This window comes from Sphingomonas agri, assembly GCF_038148795.1.
In the GTDB taxonomy this organism is placed as follows: Bacteria; Pseudomonadota; Alphaproteobacteria; order Sphingomonadales; family Sphingomonadaceae; genus Sphingomicrobium; species Sphingomicrobium agri.
On record NZ_JBAPEU010000001.1, the window covers coordinates 1164152 to 1185036 of the forward strand.

Annotated in this window: 26 protein-coding genes; 5 read left to right on the plus strand and 21 right to left on the minus strand. The window is 60.3% G+C overall.

Annotated elements, in window-relative coordinates; all coding sequences use genetic code 11:
- Window positions 1-444: 444 nt before the first annotated feature.
- From V8192_RS05785 to V8192_RS05845, 13 genes are all read right to left on the minus strand, one after another.
- Window positions 445-1227: a cytochrome c oxidase assembly protein gene (locus tag V8192_RS05785; protein ID WP_341632309.1), complete on the minus strand. Its 783-nt coding sequence runs from the start codon at window positions 1225-1227 to the stop codon at window positions 445-447.
- 89 nt (window positions 1228-1316) lie between these two features.
- Window positions 1317-1577, minus strand: coding sequence for a hypothetical protein (locus V8192_RS05790; RefSeq protein ID WP_341632094.1), 261 nt, complete (start codon window positions 1575-1577; stop codon window positions 1317-1319).
- Between the two features lie 170 nt (window positions 1578-1747).
- Window positions 1748-2347: a cytochrome c oxidase subunit 3 gene (locus tag V8192_RS05795; RefSeq protein WP_341632095.1), complete on the minus strand. Its 600-nt coding sequence runs from the start codon at window positions 2345-2347 to the stop codon at window positions 1748-1750.
- Complete coding sequence (ctaD, locus tag V8192_RS05800; RefSeq protein ID WP_341632096.1) at window positions 2340-4217, minus strand: cytochrome c oxidase subunit I; 1878 nt, start codon at window positions 4215-4217, stop codon at window positions 2340-2342. The genes V8192_RS05795 and ctaD overlap by 8 nt, the downstream gene beginning before the upstream one ends.
- 113 nt (window positions 4218-4330) lie before the next feature.
- A complete protein-coding gene (coxB, locus tag V8192_RS05805; RefSeq protein ID WP_341632097.1) occupies window positions 4331-5320 on the minus strand; it encodes a cytochrome c oxidase subunit II in 990 nt (329 codons plus the stop codon).
- A complete protein-coding gene (locus tag V8192_RS05810; protein WP_341632098.1) occupies window positions 5317-5880 on the minus strand; it encodes a c-type cytochrome in 564 nt (187 codons plus the stop codon). Before V8192_RS05810 ends, coxB begins: the two co-directional genes overlap by 4 nt.
- Window positions 5877-7739, minus strand: a complete 1863-nt coding sequence (locus V8192_RS05815; protein WP_341632099.1) for a PQQ-dependent dehydrogenase, methanol/ethanol family — start codon at window positions 7737-7739, stop codon at window positions 5877-5879. The genes V8192_RS05810 and V8192_RS05815 overlap by 4 nt, the downstream gene beginning before the upstream one ends.
- Window positions 7740-7821: 82 nt before the next feature.
- Entirely contained in the window at window positions 7822-8562 is a 741-nt protein-coding gene (locus tag V8192_RS05820) for a Crp/Fnr family transcriptional regulator (protein WP_341632100.1), read from the minus strand.
- Between the two features lie 128 nt (window positions 8563-8690).
- Window positions 8691-8855 (minus strand): hypothetical protein, encoded by a 165-nt coding sequence (locus V8192_RS05825; RefSeq protein WP_341632101.1) that lies wholly within the window; start codon window positions 8853-8855, stop codon window positions 8691-8693.
- Complete coding sequence (locus V8192_RS05830; protein WP_341632102.1) at window positions 8856-9083, minus strand: hypothetical protein; 228 nt, start codon at window positions 9081-9083, stop codon at window positions 8856-8858.
- Window positions 9084-9105: 22 nt separating this feature from the next.
- On the minus strand, window positions 9106-10128 hold the full coding sequence (locus V8192_RS05835) for a sensor histidine kinase (protein WP_341632310.1): 1023 nt from the start codon (window positions 10126-10128) through the stop codon (window positions 9106-9108).
- A gap of 204 nt (window positions 10129-10332) precedes the next feature.
- On the minus strand, window positions 10333-10722 hold the full coding sequence (locus tag V8192_RS05840) for a response regulator (RefSeq protein ID WP_341632103.1): 390 nt from the start codon (window positions 10720-10722) through the stop codon (window positions 10333-10335).
- Between the two features lie 303 nt (window positions 10723-11025).
- Window positions 11026-11541, minus strand: coding sequence for a hypothetical protein (locus tag V8192_RS05845; protein ID WP_341632104.1), 516 nt, complete (start codon window positions 11539-11541; stop codon window positions 11026-11028).
- 173 nt (window positions 11542-11714) lie between these two features.
- Between V8192_RS05845 and V8192_RS05850 the strand changes: the two genes are divergently transcribed.
- The 4 genes from V8192_RS05850 to V8192_RS05865 all read left to right on the plus strand — a co-directional run bounded on the left by V8192_RS05850 (window position 11715) and on the right by V8192_RS05865 (window position 14818).
- Window positions 11715-12461, plus strand: coding sequence for a hypothetical protein (locus V8192_RS05850; RefSeq protein WP_341632105.1), 747 nt, complete (start codon window positions 11715-11717; stop codon window positions 12459-12461).
- An 82-nt stretch (window positions 12462-12543) separates the two neighbouring features.
- Window positions 12544-13296, plus strand: a complete 753-nt coding sequence (locus V8192_RS05855) for a hypothetical protein (RefSeq protein ID WP_341632106.1) — start codon at window positions 12544-12546, stop codon at window positions 13294-13296.
- Window positions 13297-13426: 130 nt separating this feature from the next.
- On the plus strand, window positions 13427-14074 hold the full coding sequence (locus V8192_RS05860; protein WP_341632107.1) for a hypothetical protein: 648 nt from the start codon (window positions 13427-13429) through the stop codon (window positions 14072-14074).
- A 63-nt stretch (window positions 14075-14137) separates the two neighbouring features.
- Window positions 14138-14818, plus strand: coding sequence for a hypothetical protein (locus V8192_RS05865; RefSeq protein WP_341632108.1), 681 nt, complete (start codon window positions 14138-14140; stop codon window positions 14816-14818).
- Between the two features lie 310 nt (window positions 14819-15128).
- Here V8192_RS05865 and V8192_RS05870 read toward each other — a convergent pair whose 3' ends face one another.
- Window positions 15129-15791 (minus strand): hypothetical protein, encoded by a 663-nt coding sequence (locus V8192_RS05870; protein WP_341632109.1) that lies wholly within the window; start codon window positions 15789-15791, stop codon window positions 15129-15131.
- Window positions 15792-15927: 136 nt separating this feature from the next.
- Window positions 15928-16317, minus strand: coding sequence for a response regulator (locus tag V8192_RS05875; RefSeq protein ID WP_341632110.1), 390 nt, complete (start codon window positions 16315-16317; stop codon window positions 15928-15930).
- A 331-nt stretch (window positions 16318-16648) separates the two neighbouring features.
- On the opposite strand from V8192_RS05875, the gene V8192_RS05880 reads away from it, so the two are divergent.
- Window positions 16649-18304 carry a chloride channel protein gene (locus V8192_RS05880; RefSeq protein ID WP_373276316.1) on the plus strand — a complete coding sequence of 552 codons (1656 nt, stop codon included), beginning with the start codon at window positions 16649-16651 and terminating at the stop codon, window positions 18302-18304.
- 90 nt (window positions 18305-18394) lie between these two features.
- On the opposite strand, the gene V8192_RS05885 is transcribed toward V8192_RS05880, so the two are convergent.
- From V8192_RS05885 to V8192_RS05910, 6 genes are all read right to left on the minus strand, one after another.
- Window positions 18395-18691 (minus strand): tyrosine-type recombinase/integrase, encoded by a 297-nt coding sequence (locus tag V8192_RS05885; protein WP_341632112.1) that lies wholly within the window; start codon window positions 18689-18691, stop codon window positions 18395-18397.
- Window positions 18681-18926: a toxin-antitoxin system HicB family antitoxin gene (locus V8192_RS05890; protein WP_341632113.1), complete on the minus strand. Its 246-nt coding sequence runs from the start codon at window positions 18924-18926 to the stop codon at window positions 18681-18683. The genes V8192_RS05885 and V8192_RS05890 overlap by 11 nt, the downstream gene beginning before the upstream one ends.
- A 409-nt stretch (window positions 18927-19335) precedes the next feature.
- Window positions 19336-19722, minus strand: a complete 387-nt coding sequence (locus V8192_RS05895; RefSeq protein ID WP_341632114.1) for a type II toxin-antitoxin system VapC family toxin — start codon at window positions 19720-19722, stop codon at window positions 19336-19338.
- Between the two features lie 5 nt (window positions 19723-19727).
- The gene (locus tag V8192_RS05900; protein WP_341632115.1) at window positions 19728-19964 is read right to left on the minus strand and encodes a type II toxin-antitoxin system Phd/YefM family antitoxin; all 237 of its coding nucleotides are present in this window, start codon (window positions 19962-19964) and stop codon (window positions 19728-19730) included.
- Between the two features lie 64 nt (window positions 19965-20028).
- Window positions 20029-20493: a PIN domain-containing protein gene (locus V8192_RS05905; protein WP_373276317.1), complete on the minus strand. Its 465-nt coding sequence runs from the start codon at window positions 20491-20493 to the stop codon at window positions 20029-20031.
- Window positions 20490-20720, minus strand: coding sequence for a type II toxin-antitoxin system Phd/YefM family antitoxin (locus V8192_RS05910; RefSeq protein ID WP_341632117.1), 231 nt, complete (start codon window positions 20718-20720; stop codon window positions 20490-20492). The genes V8192_RS05905 and V8192_RS05910 overlap by 4 nt, the downstream gene beginning before the upstream one ends.
- Window positions 20721-20885: the final 165 nt, after the last annotated feature.

Consider the following 20885-nt stretch of genomic DNA (forward strand, 5'->3'; position numbering starts at 1 on the left):
CGGAACGAAATACGGAAAAGCTAGCGGGAACTTCCGGGAAGTTTTGGTGGCTAAAATCTGCCATTTACGAGAGACATGGGGCTTCGCGGGAAGCAATTTCTCGGCAATCGCACTGCAGAGGTCAGGGGTTCGATTCCCCTCAGCTCCACCAGCCGCCGGCGTTGAAAACAAACGGTTTTTTCGATCCTGCCGTCCCCGGCAGGTCCCGCCGTGTATCGCAAGTGTATCGCAAAGCCTTTTTCGGGAATCCCATTGGTAGTGCCGCGCCGTCCGCCTTGCGCCCATCGCTGCCGTTCACTGATTGCTCGGGCGGAGCAGTAAGCGGACGTTCGTTCAGCTCCGAGGCTAAGGTTTGTTTTCACCTATCGAAAATATATTCGTTCGGCTGGCATTGCGATCGGCTTCCTTGCCGGTGCTTTTTCCATTCCACGTCGGCTGCCCTGGCTACGTGTCTCGTAAAGTTTTCCTGAAGCCCTCGGGGGCACGATTCGCTGTTGGCCCCGCCTGGACAAATCTGAAGATCGCGCGGACCGACGCCCCAAGGAAGATCAGCGATGCGGGCCCGAGCATCAGGAGGCCCCCAATTTGCTGGTCGTGCAAATCGTTCGCGGCATAAGCTGAATAAATTGGCGACGGCGCAAGAACCAACAACAGGGCCAGCAAGTTCGCCTGCAATCCGACTAGCACTGTCAAAAGGATGGCGCTGCCAAGATCTAGTCGTCGATCTCCCGCGTTCGAGACCATCCGCCAGAACACCGCGGATGTCACAAGAAACGTTAGGTGTTCAAACGTGTGGATCCCGGGGTTCGCGAGTGCCCCGTCGTACATTCGCGGCGCGTGCCATAGCCAAAGCCCGGCGGCGAAGATGACCGCGGCAATCAGCGGCGAAAAGCGGTGCGTTCCCGCCTGGCGCATACCGGGAGCGCCACTCACGTAGCGTCCGACCACTCGCCGCAGTGACAGCGGCAGGGCAAACAGCGAAACGAGATGGGTATTGGCCAGCGCGAGCAGCGGGGCTGCCAGGAGCATGAGCAGCAAATGCTGCGCCATGTGCCAGGCAAACTTCTCGTCCGCCAATGCGTCCAGTGGCGAAAAAAGCGCAAGGACCAATATGCCGACGGCTCCGCAGTAACAGGCCACTCGCCAGGCCGGCGCGACGGCCCGGCGCTGGACGTTGCTCATGCGGGATCGCCCGAGGGAATAGAGAATGATGGAAAGGCCCAGCATGGTGCCGGCAAGGGGCTCGAAGCTCCAACCGGCGTCGGGGTTGCTATCCGCGGCGTGCGCGAGAGCGCTCGACGCAATCGCCGCCGTGATCAAACCGAGGGCGCGAAGCCGACGCACGTGCCCAGCAGCGCTATGGCTGTCAGTTGGATGAGCGATACGCAAACGAACAAGATGCTCGTGCTCAGTCCGAACTGAACGAGGAAGGCGGTTCGTCCGTGGCCACGATCATGAAGGTCCTTCAAGTCCTCGCTGCTTTCATTTCCGACGACGCGCCGATTGGCGAGGGACAGGATCATGACCAGGATGAGCAATGCCAAAGCGGCCAGATTGAACACAACCAAAGCCGGCATTGGAGCCAACGACCGGGTGCATGCGCTGTCCGCCGTCGTGAAGCTTACAACTACCTGTGTGGCGAAAATGACTGGCGACAGGACCAGCGGCACGAAAACGCGCCATCGTCCGAGCTTTAATCTCCCCGGGGATGGGTGGCCGACCTTCTGCTCGAGAACTGCGGGTTCGCTCATACGAGCCTCGGCGATAGATAGACGGTGGCGAAAACAAACACCCAGACCACGTCGACAAAATGCCAGTAAAGCGTGACCAAAGTTCGATGCTGGTCATGGCCTCCGTGAACGCGTCCCATGAGCGACCAGATCAGTAGCACGAGCAGGGCGATGAGACCCGCAATGACGTGGGTAAGATGGGTCCCGGTCAGCAGGAAATAGATCGAACTGTAAGCCGAATCCTGAAACGCGAAGGGTTTCTTACTCCACTCGATGCCACTCAAGACCACGAAGCCGCTACCGAGCAGCAGCGTCAATCCGAGAGCGAGCCTCGACAGGCCCAGATTTCCGCGGCGGGCGATCCGCTTGGACCATTCTGCGGTCCCGCTCGAGGCCAGCAGCAAGATCGTTGCAGGAAGAGCGAGATCGAGGGAGGGCGGGCCTCCCGGGACGAACGGACCGCGGGACTGGCTGGCGAGATAGCCATACGAGAAGATGAGATAGACGAAGAGAATCCCCTCGGTGGCGATCAGGCACAGCATTCCCCACCAGGGTGTCCCAACGAGCCCCTGGCCATGGACAGGAAGCGCCGTCGAAGCGGTTGATGCCCTAGCCATAAACGCGGGCCCTCTCCTCAGATCGCGTCGCAATGTGGGGCCGGAACCACAGGATCAGGATGATGAGCACCGCGAACGCGCCGACGCCCGCAAGCCACGCGAGTTCAAGCAAGAGACCGCCGAACAAGGGCAAGAGTGCCACCGAGAGCGCCACGGGCAGGAGGCTGTCGCCCGGCATCTTGAGTATGACGTCGGGCTCTCCATCGAGCGGCGTCACTCCGAGAGTCTCCTTACCCTCGTCGAGGAGATAGCCTTCCGCCAGCCGACTGTGCGGTTCACCATGCTCCAGCAACCGATTCTCCCAGAGCGGGTGCCGGGACGCAATCAGCGGAATGATGGCGAAATTGTACGGCGGCGGTGGCGAGGAAATAGACCATTCAAGGCTCGGCCCGTCCCATGGATTCGGTCCCGCCGGGCGGCCAACAAGGCGCGCTACGAGCATGGAAACGAAGAATAGCCCAATTCCAACGGCGAACAGGAAGGCGCCGATCGTTACGATGAGATTGGTGGCTCCGAATCCCATGTCGGGGCCATACGTGTAGACCCGGCGCGGCATTCCGAGCAGGCCGAGCCAATGCATTGGCAGGAACGCCAGGTTGAAACCGCCGAACATCAGGACGAAGACCCAGCGACCGACACGCTCGCTCATCATCCTGCCCGTCATCTTTGGGAACCAGTGATAGATTGCACCAACCACCGCAAAGAGGTTGATCCCGATCAGCACGTAATGGAGGTGAGCAACGATGAAATAGGTGTCGGTCAGCTCCCAATCGAGCGCAAGGCTCGCGGTCATCACGCCCGACACGCCGCCGATGACGAACAGCAAAATCACTGACGCGAAGAACAGGAAAGGTACCGTGATCCGCACGCGCCCGGTCCAGATCGTCGCAATCCAGGAGAAGACCGAAATTGCAGACGGAATAGCAATCGCAAAGCTTGCGGCGGAGAAGAAGCTCAGTGCGAGCGCGGGCAACCCGGTGGCAAACATATGGTGAAGCCAGACCCCGAAGCCGATCACCATGGTCGTCACCGTAGCCATGGCCACGAGCGTGTAGCCGACGAGGGGTCTACGGCAGTGAACTGGCAGCGCGTCGCTCACGATGCCCATTGCCGGAAGGACGACAGCGTACACCCAGGGGTGGCCGAAACTCCAGAACAGATGCTGCCACAAAAGCGGCTGCCCGCCGCCACTGATCTCAAAGAAGTGGGTTCCCACGTTCCGGTCGAGCCACAGCATCAGGCAAGCCAGACTCACCGCCGGAATTGCGAGCAGATTGGCGACGGATGCGGTGAGCGTACCCCAGACGATGATCGGCAACCGGTTGAGCGACATGCCCGGAGCCCGCATCCGGAGCAACGTAACGACGAAATTCGCGGCTCCCACGACGGTTGAGATCCCGAGGAAGATCATGCCGAGGCAATAGACATCGATGTTCGGTCCGGGGTCGAACTCGGCCGACCCATTTGGCACATAATTGAACCAGCCGTCGTTGGGCGCCGCACCGAGTGGAAAGCTGACATAAAGGAAAAGGCCGGCGGCGACGTAGAGCCAGAAGCTGAGCGCGTTGAGCCTTGGGAAGGCCATGTCGCGGCTGCCGAGCATCAGCGGCCAGAGGTAGTTCGAAAAGCCTGAGAGAACCGGCATGGCGTAAAGGAAGATCATCGTCACGCCGTGCATCGAAAACAGCTGGTCATACTGTTCGGGTGACAGAAGATGGTTGTCGGCTTGAGCGAGCTGGACGCGCATCGCCAGCGCTTCGATGCCGCCGATCGCGAGGAAAATGAACGCCGTGATCAGGTAGCGGATTCCGATGCGCTTGTGGTCGACCGTGCCGAACCAGCCGCGCAATCCAGGCGAATCCTCCCACATTTCCTGCAACTTTCGGTCGAAAGCTGCGGGTACAGGGGACGCTGGAGGGGCTTCATCGACCGGGTCTTGAGTACTGCTAGGGGAAAGTGCCGCCGCGCGGTCGAAGGTCGTGCTCATTTGAGCGACTCCAGCCAGCTGACGAGTTGGGCACGCTCGACGGGGTCGAGCTTGGTTTGGGGCATCTCGGCGCCCGGCTTCACCCCTTGGGTGTCGCCCAACCAAAGAGCCAGATTATGGGGCGTATTTCGCATCATCGCGGCGGCAAGCGTGGTGCGGCTCCCGACGTGGGTCAGGTCCGGACCGAAGATACCAGCAGCGCCGGTGCCGCGAACCTCATGGCATGCGCCGCACTTGGCTTCGAAAATCTCTTGGGCCGGCCCGCCAGTGCTGACCGCTTGCCGCTGGTGGTTAAGCCAGCGCTCGAACTCGACCCGCGGAACAGCGTGCACCACGAAACTCATCCGACCATGCTCCGCTCCGCAGAATTCGGCACACTGGCCGCGGTAGGTTCCCGGCCGGTCGGCTTCGATCCATGTGTGGTTGGTACGCCCGGGAATCATGTCCATCTTTGGCCCGAGCTTCGGGACCCAGAAATCGTGGATCACGTCGGCGCTCTGGAGGTCGAGCCGAACGGGTACGCCCGTGGGGATGACCAGCTCGTTCGCCGTTCGCAATGTTCCGAATGGCTGAGCCGATTGATAGTCCAACTCCCACCACCAGCGGTGGCTGGTTATTGAGACTGCAAGGCCGGGCTGGCGCGGCGGCGTGGCGACCGCCTCGACCAGGACGAAGTTCCAGACTGCCATCGCGATGAGAACGGGGATCGACAGTCCTGCTCCCCAATAGATTGCGGAAACGCCCCCGCCTTCCCGTCCAACTTCGTCGGGGGCGCTGCGGGCTCCGCGGCCGCGCGCTCGCTGCGTGGCCGCAACAATGAGCGCAGCGATGATGAGTACAACGGCGACGGAGATTGCAAGAAATCCCCAGGCCAGCGACTGGAGTAAATCGCCAGAGCGGCTTCCGCTTCCTTGGAGATAACTGAGTGGGGTGGAGGCGCACCCGGCAAGCGCCGTCGTCGTGAAAAGGGCAATCCGGCGCTTCACTGGCCTTCAATGCCCGCGGCGCTCTTCTTGGGCTCGTTTCCGGCTGATCCCTGCGAATTGCTGCCTCGCGAAGGATCGACATTCGAGGCTTCCTTGCCTCCGCCCAGTGAGCTCACATAAGCCGTCAAGGCCCAGATCTCTTTCGGCGGAAGGGCAACCCCCCACGCGGGCATTCCTTTTGGGCGGCCCTCGTAAATGGATTTGTAAATCTCCACCGGCGAACCGCCGTACCGCCAGTAAGAATCGTTAAGTGGCGGGCCCATGCCGCCGGCGCCCGTATAGCCGTGGCAGCCCGCACAATTCATCGCGCCGAACAATCTTTTGCCGTGGGCGATCGCTGAAGGCGAATTACCGTAGGGATTGGCGAGCGCGATACCCGGCCAAGGCAGATTACCGGGGGGCGCTCCGACCGGGACGCCGGCCGGGCCGGTATAACCGATGTTGGTGGCCATCACTCCGGCCGGTGTCCGCGATTTTCCACTGCTGATCGCCCAGCCGGTCATGGCCGCACCGCCGACGGCTGATGCGAGCGCGATCGCAATGACGGATGCCGCTTTCACGACCCGCTGACCCGCCCGTCCTGGACGCCCTTTCCGTCCAGCGAGAAAATGTAGAGGGTCGATCCGCGCGCCGGATATCCATCTCTTGCTGCTTGGACCGACGCAGCTCCACCAACTCCCGATGGAATAGCGACATACTGACGGCCATCGGGACCCAAGTAGGTGATCGGCTGACCTATGATGCCGCTCGATAATTTCTGCTGGAACAGGACTTTGCCGTTCGTTGCGTCGACGGCTCGGAACCAGCCGTCACTGGTCCCGTAGAAGACAATGTCGCCGGCGGTTGCCACCGCGCCGGACATGACCATGAACTTTTCGGGAATTCGCCATGCAACGCGGCCACGAACCGGATCCCATGCAATGAAGGCGCCCCAGCCCCCGTTCGGCCCATCGACCGACATGCGCTTCATTTCCATGCCGTCATAGGGAGTTCCCGCGATGTAGCTGACCTTGTGATCAGTCAGGTCCATGCAGATGTTGAAGATGCCGACGTAGAGGAGACCGGTGCGCGGGCTGTATGACGGCGGCTCCCAGTCTTTCTGGCCAATATCCGGTGGGCAGACGCGCAGCTTTTGCTCGGGCCTTGGCTGCATCGCTGGATTCACGATTGGCCGACCCGTCTTATAATCGAACCCGAGACTCCACGTCTGGGGAGCGAATGTGTCGGCACGGAGGACTTGGCCGTTGGTCCGGTCCAGCACGTAAGCATAAGTATTGCGATCGAAGTGGACGAGTGTCTTGCGCATCTTCCCATCGATGGGGAGATCCAGAAGCATCATCTCGTTGACGCCGTCATAATCCCATTGGTCGTGCGGGGTGAATTGATAAGCCCACACCGCCTCACCAGTGTCTGCGTCGCGCGCGAAGACTGTGCTGGTCCAAAGATTGTCGCCCGGCCGCTGTGCCGGAACCCGCGGTCCGGGGTTCGAAGTGCCATAAAAGATGAGGTTGGTTTCGGGATCGTAGCTGATGAAGCCCCAGGCCGCGCCCGCTCCGTGTGGCGCCATGCCTGCCGGCCAGGAGGTGAGCCCAAGATCCTTACCCTTGTATTGAGGGTAGAAAGGCTTGAACCTCGATCCGATTTTGACGTCTTTGTCGGAACCCGTCGAATAGGCCTTCCACAGGACTTTTCCGGTGTTAAGGTCGAGCGCCGCAAGCCAGCCGCCAACTCCCATTTCGCCACCGGAATTTCCAACGAACACCTTGTTGCCGACGATGAACGCCGAGGACGTCATCGTGACGCCGTTTGCGACGTTTGCGAGCTCTGTGCGCCACAATTCCTTGCCCGTCTTGAGATCCAGCGCGATCGTGTGATCGTCGAGCAGGTTATAGACGAGCTTACCGCCCCCGATCGCCCAGCCACGCAAAACGGCGTCACAGCAAGCCTTGCCGAGTGCGGCGGGAAGCGGCTTGGGATCGTACATCCACTTCAATGCCGGGCCGGGCTTAGTCAGGTCGAGCGCAAACGCCCGGTCGGGAAACGGCGACACCGTGTACATCGTATCGCCAACCACAAGCGGCGCGCCTTCATGGCCGTACAGGGCGCCGTCAGAGAAAGTCCATGCAATCTTCAGTCGACCGACATTGGACCGGTTGATCTGATTCAAGGGACTGAATCGGCTATTCGCGTAATCGCGAGCCTGGCTGGTCCACTCGCCAGGCGACCCGCCCGGTGCCTGATTGAACGACCCACGGACCGAAGACGCCGAAGCGACTGACCGTCCCTGCACAGCTGAGGATTGGCGATTGTCGCATCCGGCGAGAATGCTCGAAACGCTGACGATCACTACGGCGGCGCGGGCGAGCGTCGTGACGACCTCCTGTTTCGGCCCCCGCCTCAGCCAGATGCGTTTCGCCACGCTGCAATGTCAATTGACTTAAATCAAAAATTAACCGCACTGCCCGCGAAGCCGCGGCCGGGATGCACGAAGTTCGCGAAGCTTAGTAAGCGTGCACCTTCAGTCCTCTTTCATCCTCGCCTGGATAAAGGACCGGTTCGCAGAACCTTGTTACCAGCGATCTGTCCCGCAGGATGATCTTTCGTCCCCGAAGTAGCAGTCCGATTGTCGCAATCGATTGAATGGCACGGGAAAGGGTCTCTGGGGTGGTGCCAATGCGCGCGGCCAAGGCGCCCTTCGAGAAAGGAAGCTCCGCTTCGTCTGGGTGCGAACTCTCGTCGACCAGTCGCAATAGGAACTTGGCAAGGCGTTGTGGGACGCTGCGGCATCGAAGGTCCAAGATATGGCGAACGGCCATTCTCCATTGGCCAGCCACGGCACGGCTTAACTCCATCGCAACAGCTGGGTTGTGCTGAGCTTCCGCCTTTACGGCCTCAATTTCGAGCGCGGCGGTTCGAACGGGCGTTATCGCGCGAGCCGAGGTTAGACATGGTTCGTTGAACAATCCGGCCGCGGGAAACAATAAGTCGCCTGCTGACAGCAGGAGCACGCTGCATTCCGCGGCGTCGTGGAGTTGGCAGAGCTCAACGATGCCTCGTTCCAAAATGTGCAGCTTGTCTATCCGGTCGCCAGACGAGCAGATCAGTTCACCCTGGGCAAACCTATGATTGGATAAGCAGCCAAGGCCTTTTCCACGCCCAGCAAATTCCCACAGCGCGGGCATTTCCGCGGCAACAGCCGCATCGTGACCTGTAATCAGCTCAAGAGATTCCGATTTTGCCACTCGTCAACAACTCCGTGTGGTCAATATGCACGAATTGCCCGAGGAGAAATGACCCTGCAGCAATTTGGTGTCCGCTTTAAGGGGAAAGCTGCCAGTCGCCCTTGCGGCTGTTTAGTCGCTGCTAATTCCTAAGATCCTGATCCAAGGCGCTTCTTCAGCTCCCGGCGAAGCGAATCTTTCAGATGCGCGTCGACGTTGGTGTAACCTTCCCTGGCGAGCTTGGAGCGAAGCTCCTCTAGCGTCTTGCACTGTGGCGCGAGTTGGAAGGCGCGCTCGACCGTACCGACGGTCATTTATGCGTCTAGCTCCCTCGCTTCCTCGGCGTCGATCTTACGCGTTTCCGCACCGATGGTGGAAGAAATCCACTGCGACAGGAGTTCAGCGACCTTGCCAGTCGGACCCAGGTTCCGGGCCCATGGGTCCTTGGAACTGGCACCGTGCATCCAAACGCAGCCGTGCTCGTCGGGGCCTTCGATGTAGAAGAGCGCCGCCTCTTGCTCGGGTTCGTGATGATCACTCACAGGGGGCCTCGCACTTAACCTTCTAAGGATGCTCGACCGACACTTTCGTGCCCGGTTCGTTGTCGCTGGTCGTCACGGTTGCGCCGAGTTGTTTGGCAAGCGCATCCACGATGCCAGTGCCAAGGCCCGGCGTTCCCGCGCCATCACCCACGCCGATGCCAACTCCGTCATCCTCAACGCTAAGCGTCCATCCTTGTCCCTTCGCAGCATAGTCGACCGTGACCGAGCCGTTCTGGCTCGGATCCGGGAAGGCATGCTTGAGCGCGTTGATGACCAGTTCCGTCACGATGAGCCCGAGACTGACCGACACGTTGGCAGTCGCCTTGCTTTCGTCGGCAGTCGAGGACAGCGAGATTCGCTCCGCGTCGTCGATCATCGAAGCCCCGATGCTGTCGCACAGCTCCCTAAGGTAGGGGCGAAGCTCAACATCGTCGTTGGACGTTATGGCCAGCTGCTTTTGCAGCGTGGCAATCGACATGACCCGATTGTGCGCGCTGTAGAGGTGGGTGCGGGTTTCTTCGGACTGAACCCGGCGGGCGCTCTGCATGAGCACGCTGGCAATAATCTGAAGACTATTGGCAACGCGATGCTGAAGTTCCCGGAGCAGTACCTGCTTCTCCTGAACCAGCTCGTCCTTCAATTTCGCCGCCAGCCGAGCCGACGTGATATCCGTGACCGTCATTGCAATCATGGGCTGTTGGCCGCCACCAAGGTCGAGGCGTTGCGCATTTATCGACACGCAGGCCGTCTCATGCCCGTCGCGAACCAGGTTCATTTCATAGGAGTCGACCGCGGCATTGCTCGCAAGGGTCGCCCGAAGCAGCGAATGGAGCTGGGGCACGCCCCACTCACCGTTACCGATGTTCGCCAGCGCGATGCCTTCGATGGTATTTGGATCAATCCCGAAGGCGCTACAGAATGATGCGCTGCCGCTAATGACCACGCACCGGTCGTCAAGCACCAGCAATGGCGCTTGGGATGATTCTATCAAGGCCAACGCGAGGCTGGCGGCGGCGTCGGGGCGCAGGGGCGTAATAAATTCCATGGCCAAGGCCTTCGGAGACCGAGATCGTCGCGGGACTGCGATTGGCTCGGCAGAAACGCCGGGCGTTGAGCCGGCCCGAAATGGCCGGTCAAAAACGCGGAGAGGGCACTATACGCTTTATTTCCAAGAACCTCGCATTAATTCGAAGGATCGAAGATTTGGCCGTTATGAATTTCGAGCCCCGCGCTAGGGGGAACGCCGCAGCTAGCTCGTACTGTTAGTGCCGGCCGCGGTTATCAGGGTAGAAATAGCGGTGAGCAGCTGCGCCCCTGCGTAAGGCTTCTGCACCACGACGCTGTTTGGGACTCCCTGAACGGGCCATTCTCCCGCGCTGTCGGCGGTAGTGTAGACGATCGGCAAGTCGGTTCGGAGTTCGCGCGCGTGGCGAGCAATTTCCCACCCATCAGGGCCACCGGGTAGGCGAATGTCGGTCACAAAGCCCGCTAACTCAGCGCATCTCGTGTCGAGTATCCTTATCGCTTCCGATGCGATTTGAACCGGGATGACCGTAAAGCCTCCAGCCTCCAGTGCGTCTTGAGCAACCAACAAAACGAGCGGCTCGTCCTCCACGAGCAGAATGGTCGGCTCTGGCATTTCTCATTTCCGGTAGCCAACCGCGGCAATCATCGCGGGGCCATTTGGCGTTAGCAACTCAGGTCATGCATCTCCAGCAGCAAATGTCGGCACACGACGAGACGAGGCCGTCTAATGTCGGATATGGGTCGAAAGCTACCAAATACAGCCGGGAGGCTAACCGCCAAAACTAGCCACGGGTAGGAGAGGGGCGGCTAAGCGCCCTTAGCCGCCGTTCGCCGTCACAGCCGCTGGTGCCAGAAGCGGTCGCTCGTTCGGACGGTCGTCAACGTCTGCTTTCGACCCAAAGTTGCCGTCCTCAGCCTAGCGCTCCAACAGAGTTGAAACCGGATCGATCAAGTTCAGAAAAAGAAGGAGCGCCAGGATAGCGATGATCGGCCTCCGCGCATTCACGAAGATGCCGGCCGCGCAACCAGCCAAGAACAGTGAAAGCTCAACCCAATCCGCCCAGCTGAAATAAGCGAAGCTTTGCCAGCCCATGAGGCCGTAACGTGATCCGTAGGCCAGAACGTTCGCCAGGAGCAAGCACCCGAGCACCTTCCCTTTTTCGGCGAAGAAATGCTCATCCAGGTCGCCACGCTGAGCTGTATCGCTGGGCAGGACCAGGACCGTCGCGAAGTAGAGCAGGCTGCAAATGATCAGAGACGCGAACAATGCCGCCGAATTGTCCGGGACAGCGTCGCGTGCGCGCCATGCGATCTCCCAGAAGATCGTCAGACTGGACATCATGACGAACGCCAGCAGCGCAGTTGGCCAGCCGAGGCGAACCTTCCCCCGCGCCTCTACAACCTTCGCAAGCCCGCTCAGGAGGCGCGCCAAGGCTAGCCCAAGAAGCAAGGAGTAGAGCGAGAATACATATTCGAAAACGCTCATCGATCCCCCAAACCAGATGAATGCGGCGCCTGACGTGCACGCACAAGTCTCAGCTTTCCTTCGGCGTTGCAGAGATAGCAGGGTCTGTTACGTCGGCGTAACTGCTCAGGAGCGGCCGCATGCATTTTCATTTACCGAAGCCGTTGCATGGCTGGCGCGAGTTCGCGGGCGAAGTGGGAATTATCGTCCTTGGCGTGTTGATCGCGCTCGGATTGGAGCAGGTCGTTTCGGCAGTGCACGATCGAGTGAGCGAGCGTCAGGCGCGAGAGGCCATCCATGCCGAAATCAAGTTAAACCTCTCGTACATGAAGGCTCGTATGATGACTCAAGCCTGCATCGAGCGCAGGCTAGACGAAATCGGGTCGGTCCTCAGCAAGGCAGGCGATGGCCCGATGTCGCCTCAACCCAAGTGGATCGGACAACCTGCCATCTGGTTCAGCTCGGACGAACGTTGGCAGGCCGCCACTGCAAGCGGCCGCGCGAGCCTATTCACCTCCGACGAGCAAAGTCGCCTCGGCGCCGTGTACGTTGCAACCAAGCAGTTTCTGAGCGCCGAGGAGCGAGAGCAGGACGCGTGGGCGCAGTTGAGGGGACTGGAGAGCTGGAGCGGACCGCTCGGTTCGGCGGGGCGGGTGCATTTCACGTCGGCCTTGCAAACCGGCCGACTGGAGCTGTGGGAAACGAGTGTCGGAGCGAAGATCGCGTTTCAGCGAGCAAAAGCGCTGGGCCTCGGAGACTTCACCCCCAAAGCAATGCTCGAGGGTTATGCCCTGCCGCACGCGGTGTGCCTGCCGATCGACACGCCGCGGGATCGCGCGCTGCAAATTCTCAACGGCAATAGTGGGATCGGTGGGCAGCCAAAGTAGGTCTGAGCGGCCAGCAACGGACGCCTCGACCCATTGCGGCCGCTGTTAGCGTTTTTCAGTCAATGCTGGGGGGACCGGCCGCATGCACGTCCATCTACCGAAGCCGCTGCACGGCTGGCGCGAGTTTGCCGGCGAAGTCGGAATTATCGTCCTTGGCGTCTTGATCGCGCTCGCCTTGGAGCAGGTCGTCGACGGGTGGCAGTGGCACGAGAAGGTCGAGGGCGCCGAGCGCGCTATGCGGATCGAACTCGCCGATGACGATGGCCCGCAAGCCTATGCGCGCGAACTGATCGGCGAGTGTCTCGACAAAGAGATCACGAGGATTCGCGACGGTTCGAATGCCGCGCCCCCCGATCAGCTCAGGAAATGGGCAGCTGCTTACGACCCTCCATTTCGCACTTGGGACAGCGAAGCCTGGAAGATCGTCGTGGCATCTGATGTCGGGAGCCACATGGGTGCGGATCGGCTCATTGCCTGGTCGGCCCCCTATCGATTCCTTCCCCAGCTGACGGAGGAGGATCAGCGCGAGGCGCGGCTGGTGACCCAGCTGCGCGCCGATCTTGCTGCGTCGGGAAGCGCGTCGCCGGCGGACCGGAAGTCGCTTCGCGTCGATGCCGCACAGCTGCGGCTTGCAAACCGGCGCTTCGTCAACACTTCGCAGCTGATGCTGACGCGAATGGAAGCGCTGCGTGCGCAGGTGCCCGAGTCGATCCAGCGCGAGCTGACGGCCGAAGCGCGCGCGATGTACGGAGACTGCGTGGTCGTCCCCGATCTTAAAGCGAAGGCGAGCGCCGGGCTTCTGAGCGCGAATCTTCGAAGCCCGTCAGTGCAATAGGAGAGGGGCATGAACGACCGGAGCACTTCCGTGGTCGATAGTTGTGCCGACCGGGTGAGCGGTCGCGTGGCCAACGTCCCTTCCTATTCACAAAGGCTCGGTCATGCTCGGCCGATCGCGGGGAGCCGCCATGGACAGCTTTAGTTACTTCATCACCTTCTACAGCCTCATCCTTGGGCTTGGTCTGACCGAACTGCTCGGCGGCTTCGCGCACATGGCCCGCGCCAAGGCACTCAGGAAGCTTGAGCCGCAAACGGCGCTCCTAGCTTTCTTCATCCTCGTCGACATCTGTTCGACGTGGGTCGACAGCTGGCTGTCGCTGAAGGACGTAACGGTGGATTTCGCCGGCCTGTGGGCACCGGTGCTGATCGCGATCTGCTTCTATCTCGCCGCTGCCACGGTCTTCCCGCACGACGAGGCCGATCATGAACGGCTCGCTGATTATTACCAGGAGCGGAAGCGCTTCATTGTGGGACTGCTGCTCGCCGGCGAAATGCTGATCCACGTCACTTATCTGCCCATCTTTGAGGAGAGGGTTGCGCACCAGCCGGAAGTGTTCTGGCTGTGGACCGTGCCCTACAATCTCGCCATTGAGGCGACGATGGTCGCGATCCTGATCCTTCGCTCGCGCCGTGCGAACATCGTCCTGCTCGTCCTTCTGCTGCTTCTGATCATGGTGCCCTATTGGGACCAGGGGTCGATGCAGAACGCCATCGCCCACCGCTACGGTTACGGATCATTCGCAGGACCATTTGCCGTTCCCGCTGACTTCCACTGACCCAACCGTTGCCGACAAGAAGGCTTCTGCTAGGCTTGCGCTCGTTGTTGAGGGGACGGCCGCATGCATTTCCACGTTCCCAAGCCACTGCACGGGTGGCGCGAATTCGCAGGCGAGGTTGGCATTATTGTGCTCGGCGTGCTCATCGCGCTTGGGGCGGAGCAGGCCGTCGAAATGCTGCACTGGCGAAGCGAAGTTGCCGACGCGCGTCGAGCGCTGAACCGCGAGGTCGCCTACAATCTCGGGGCCGTCGTCAAGCGGCAGCAGGAGGCACCATGTATCGATCGCCGTCTTCAGGAAATCCGCGCCTTGCTCGCCGCTCCCAACGCCCGCAATGGCTCCAAACCGCGGCCGCCGCTCGGCCAGCCGCAACTATGGCGGCCGCGCACGAACGCCTGGCAGACCGCAACGACAGGACAGGTCGCCGAGCATATGCCGCTAAACATCCGCGTCGGCTATGCGGAGCTGTACGACGAGTTCAATTGGTACGCCCAAAGGGCTGCCGATGAGACGGATGCCTGGAGCGTGCTCGGTGAGCTCGACGACCCCGGCGGCCTCGGCCCGGAGGATCTCGCCATGGTCAGGCAGGCGCGCTCACGCGCTCAGGTCGCCGCCGACAAGCTGGATGCGTACCTGCCGCAGATCGTGGCTGTGGGCGCGCAACTAGGGGTCAAGCCCTCCCTCGTGGTCGAAACCCCGCTCACCGCAAAGGCAGTCAAGGCGCTCTGCCGACCAACGAGCTAGCGCGACGTGGCGGCGTGCAATGTCCGCTTTCCACCCATTCCTCGCATTCGGGCGCGTCACTAGTGCGCGTGCGCTAAAGGGCGGTGATGGCAGCGGAAGCAGCGATAGGTCGGGCATTTGATCTGGCAAGATCGGGCGAGTGCCGCAGCGTGTCGGGAATTATCCGGCGTTTGCCGAGTGAGGATCGTGAAGCAGTCGAAGAATATCTGACGAAGCCCGACGCCAGGCGACAGCTTATCCTAGTTTGCAGCGAAGCCTGGCTCGCGGCCCGCTAGCGGCAGGTGGAAAGTTGCCATAACCGGCAAGTCGCTCACGGCTCCCCAAAGGGCAATTTACTTAGCCGATTTGCCGCATCCCGGGTCGTGTTCATCGGGTAGCAGACCGAGCGCGTAGCAGGGGACGAATTGGGAATTGCTGCGAGCTTCAGCTCCTTGGCTCCCGTCGAAATCTCACTGCTGATCAGGGCAACGCGCCAGGCTCGATAGCGGGCGTCCTGGACTGCTGAATTCAGTTCGGCGAGCGTGGGCTCATTCAACCGATGAAGACGTTCCAGCATCCGCAACTTCGCCCAGTCCGTTTGCTCCAACAGCATTTCGCTTTCGGTGTCGCGCATGAGTGCATAGATGAATCCATAGCGAGCCAGTTCAGCGCGATTGATGAGCGCTGCATGCCCAGCTTGTGACTCGGCGTCCCAACGGGAACTTTGCAATGTCCAATATTGTGGCCTGCCGATCCAGATAGGGTGCGGAAGGATGGGTTGACTGTCCGCCGCATCGAGCAGCCGTTCGATCTGCGAAATTCGCGCATCGACGCACGATCTGATTTGCGATCGAGATTGGAGGCGCCCGAGGTTAAAGGCCAGCTCACCGCGAATGATGTCATCCGCCTGCGCAGCTTCTTGCCTCTGATGAACCTGCCCGACGAGTTGCTCGGCTCCCAAGGCAATCAATACACCGAGCACGATGATGCCCACTTCTCCAACGAAGGCCCGCCAGCCGTGAAGCGGTTTCGGAAGATGAACATGCATTGGCGCGGTCCCGGAGCGATACGGAAACGTAACAGAAGGTCAGGCGCTCGGCTAATGGCAGGAATGGGTGGAAAGCGGTCGTTCAGGTAGTCCTGTTTGTGTCAGCGGCCGTCATCAACGTCGAGATTGCCGTGAGCAGCTGGGCTCCCGCATAAGGCTTCTGAACCACGACGCTGTTCGGAACGCCTTGAACTGGCCACTCGCCGGCGCTGTCCGCGGTCGTATAGACGACCGGCAGGTCTGCCCGCAGCTCGCGTGCATGGCGGGCGATATCCCAACCGTCAGGGCCGCCGGGCAGGCGTATGTCTGTCACGAGCCCCGATAATTCAGGGCTCCTCTTTTCGAGCAAGCTTATCGCTTCTGACGCAAGCTGAACGGGAATAACGGTGAAGCCTCCTGCTTCCAGGGCGTCTTGGGCAACTAACAAGACGAGCGGCTCGTCCTCCACGAGCAGAATGATCGGCTCTGGCATCTGTCTTTTCCGGGTAGTCCCAACGGCATCGTCGTCAGGGCCACTCACCGCTAGCAACTCACGGCATACTTCTCCAGCAGTAATGTCGGTTATGCGACGAAAGGGAGTAAGTGCCGCGCAAATGTCCGCTTTGGGTCGAAACCTGCCATTATCCGACGGTCCGCTAACGGCCACTTGAAGTCGTCGGCTGATCCTTAGCTTTCGTTAAGTTGATCCTTGCTTTCGTTCAGCCGATCGCGTGAAGCGCTCGGTCATGGCCACGATCCCATCACCCAGCCGCCCACGTCTCGCCGACTATAGTGCGGATCACAGAATGTTGATTTTGGCTGCAATGGCGACGGTTGCTGGGACCGGCGGGGCCATCGCCGCCTGGCTGCTGCTGAAGCTGATTGGGCTCGCCACCAACATCTTCTGGTTCGGCAGCTTCTCGTTCGCCCCGGCGGCGATCGTCACGCGGAATCCGCTGCTCCTGGTGATCATCCCTGTGGTCGGCGGGGTGATCATCGGCCTGATGGCCCGCTTCGGCTCCGACAAGATCCGCGGCCACGGCATTCCTGAAGCGATTGAAACGATCCTGTTCGGTGAGAGCCGACTGTCGTTGAAGGTTGCGCTGCTCAAACCTTTATCGTCCGCGGTTTCCATCGGCTGCGGCGGGCCGTTCGGGGCGGAGGGCCCCATCATCATGACCGGCGGCGCGATCGGATCACTGTTCGCGCAGCTGTTCCATCTGAGCGCAGCCGAACGGAAGACACTTCTCGTCGCCGGTGCGGTGGCGGGGATGACGGGAATCTTCGGAACCCCGTTTGCTTCGATCATGCTCGCCGTTGAACTTCTGCTGTTCGAGCTCAAGCCGCGCAGCTTCGTTCCGGTTGTGACCGCGGTGCTGGTGGCGCTCGCTTGGAGACCGCTGCTGATCGGCTCCGGCCCATTGTTCCCCTTCGCCGCGCCGACGCCAGCTGGGATGGAGCCGGTTGCGATCGCAGCCGGCATCGGCCTGCTGACGGGCTTTCTCGCTGCGACCTTATCGTTCCTGCTTTACCGGATCGAGGACGGGTTCCACGCCCTTCCCATCCACTGGATGTGGTGGCCCGCCATCGGCGCGGTCCTGGTTGGCGTGGGGGCGATTTTCGACGTCCGGGTGCTCGGCGCCGGCTACGGAAGCATCCAGGACCTTCTGAACGGCAGCCTGCTCGTCCAGGCGGTGGTGACGCTGCTCTTCGTCAAGGCTGCGGTGTGGCTGATTGCGCTCGGCTCCGGCACTTCGGGTGGCGTCGTCGCTCCGCTGCTAATCCTAGGTGGTTGTCTCGGCTTCCTGCTTGGCCAGTATCTGCCGGGTGATCCCGGCTTTTGGGCCATGATCGGGATGGCAGGCATCATGAGCGGCGTCATGCGGGCACCGATGACCGGCGCGTTATTTGCAGCCGAGCTCACCAATCACCTGCCAGCGCTTCCCGAAACGATCGCAGCCGCCGCATCAGCTTATGCCGTCAGCGTCCTGATCATGAAGCGGTCGATCCTGACCGAGAAGATTGCTCGGCGTGGCCGGCACATTCTGCGCGAATATTCGGTCGATGCCCTCGAGTTCCTGCAAGCAGGGCAGCTCATGACTTCGCCGCCCCAAACACTTGCGGGCGGAATGCCGCTCGATCAGGTGGTGCAGTTCTTCGCAGATGAAGCGGAGCACCGCTCTTATCCGGTCATCGACACGAAGGGGCACCTGCTCGGCCTCGTGTCGCGGAGCGATGCCCTGCAGTGGACGGTGGGCCGCTCCGGCGAAGGCAAACTCGCGGATGCCTTGTCGGACTTCTCCACCGCCTTCGCCTTTCCCGAGACGCCATGCGGCGAGATCGCGGACATGATGGTTAAAACCGGGGTCGGACGAGTGCCGATCGTGGATCACCGGGACCGGCGGGTCATCGGGATCATCTCTCGCCAGGACCTCCTTAAAGTGCGCGCTCGTCAGAAGAGTGGAGAGGCCCGGCCTTGAAAGGAAACGCTGCTCCGAGCCTGATGTCCCCGTTGGACAGTTAATTACCCGTAATCAGACGGTCCGCTTCCGGCCAAGGTCGGCCGTTCGCTATCGGGTCTGAGAGGGTCCTTTGCGGACGAGATCTGAATGTTTTGCCAGCTCGCGAAAGAAGGCGTCGATCTGTTTGACTGCGTCCTTGAGGTAGCTGGGCGACAGGTGTTCATAATTGCGCGCCGTTGTGCCCGTGCGCGCGTGGCCAGCCAGCATCTGCCGCTGCTCGTAGGGAACGCCTCGTTCGGCTAACCACGTCAACATCGTGTGTCTCAGCGTCTTGGGCGTCGCGCCGGCAACACTCGCTTCAGCGCAGACTCCACCAGCCGCTCCCACAAAAGCGCTAAATCTCATCTCCGATGGGAGGAGGTTCCTTCTTCGCCTTGTCGAGGAACTGCAGCATATCCTCGGGCCGCGACTTCCCCGCACGTCGCTTAAGAAAGTCGGAGGCAGTTTCAACGGCTCCGATCTTCTGTGCGATTGCAACGGCGATCCACTGATTCAAGGACACGCCATCTTCCTTGGCGAGCCGCGCCGCTGCTGCCTTGACCGATGCCGGTAGCTTAAGCGGATACGAAGCCTTGCTCATGATCTTAACTCCTTCAACAGCTCTCCAGGCCGCAAGACCCGTAATCCAACTCTCATGCGATATTTCAATTTGCCAGCCAGTCCGGATCGCAGTGTATCGCCAATTGGGCTCTCATTTTCCTGCGGGAAACGATCATTTTGACGCGCCAGACGCACAAAAGAAGCTTCTAATCTGCCCCAATCCGCGCAATCACTTTCAAACGCACCTTCATTATTTGCACCAAAAATGATGCACTAAAGCTGATTATGCGCCGTTTTTGGTGCAATCACACTGCAGAGGTTAGGGGTTCGTGATGTCCCGCTGTTCATTGTCGCACAGCTCATTGGAGCAGGTTTGGCCGCTCTCGTTGCACGGTTGCTTTTCGACCAGCCGTGAGTCTTGCGCCGGTTCTGCTCACAAGACGCCTAGTTCAGACTTTCCGGACGGGGCCGGGATAAGCGGCAACTTGCGCATCTGAAGTCAGGAGGATGAAGCCCTCGACCGTTGCCTGCGCGACGAGCATCCGGTCAAAGGGATCTTTGTGCAACGGCGGAAGTGCAAGCAGTGCCAAAGCATGCTCGACGTTGATTGGTAATTCGAGATACCCATTGTCGATAAGTCCCCGCCGAAGTAGGTGGGCATCCACGGCAAAATCGGTCCGTCCAAGTTGGGACTTGATCGCGATCTCCCAAATACTGGCAGCGCTGAAAAACAGGTCGTTATCGCTGTCGAGAAGTAGTGAGCGAACTTTCTTCGGGAGTTTTGATGGCTCGGCAGCCATCCATAAAAGCAGGTGCGTGTCGAGAAGCAACTTCACGCGCGTCAGCCGAACAAGCTTTCGATTTCTTCCTCGCCCATCCTGTCAAAATCGGCAGGAACTTTGAATACTCCCTGGAGGAAGCCGAGCCGCTTCGGCGTCGCCACCTCCGCCGCGCCAATCGGAACAAGCTTGACCATTGGGCGCCCGGCTTTGGCGATCACGAATATCTCCCCTCGTGCAGCCCGCTCTACCAGGCGAGACAGATGAGTTTTCGCCTCATGAATGTTGACCGTCGGCATGTGCTAAACTCCAGAACTTAGTCCACAAGCCTTAGTCTATATCGTTCATCCTATCAAGCCTCGTTCAATCCGTGCGCTGAAGAGCGGCCAACTTCGGATGGATAGGCTTGGAGAAAGGGTCAACGATCGTGACGCCGCGTGTGACGAATCCGCTCTGCATGTCTTCCGACAAGAGTAGAGTGCAGCCCGCATTTGCCGCGGCTGTCAGGATCAGCGAATCCCAAAATTGCAGCTTATGATCGACCACCAGATCCGCGGCCGCGAGAACGGAGCTCGTTTCGGAAGCCGAGGTCCCAAACGCTTCAGCGAATTCAATGAGGATCGCGCGGGCCTCGTCCGCGGGAGCGCCACTGCGGCGAAGGACCACGAACAATTCGCCCATGGCCTGAGCCGGTGCAACAAGGCTGACTTGTTCTGCGAGCCCTTCTATCAACGAGCGAGCCTCGCTTATTTTCGCGTCATCTTCGCCAGATCGACTGACCCCCGCTAGATATGCCAGGACATTGCTGTCGAGGGCGACCCGAATCATTCGTAAAGATCGTCGCGCGACCAATTGCCAGAATGACGTACGGGCAAATCCGCCAAGAATTTCAACAACCGTCGAACTGAACGGCGTTCTTCGTCGCGATCGACGGGCAGCACACGCGCTACAGGACGTCCGCGTGACGTTACAGTAAAGCTCTGTCCGTTGACGACATCGCGAAGCAGTTCGGAAAAGTGCTGGTTGGCCTCGCTTGCTGTTATCGCTCGTTCCATGGCCTTAAATTAGTGGATAACACTAACTTTTGCAAGCCAATCTCTTTTACCGCGAAGCTGCGCTATGTTGGAGGCAGGTTTTTTCCCCGTGTTGCCGAGCGCAGTTGAACTCCGGGGCTGGGTCGTTTGCACGCCCCCTGACCAACCGCACAAATTAGCGATTGA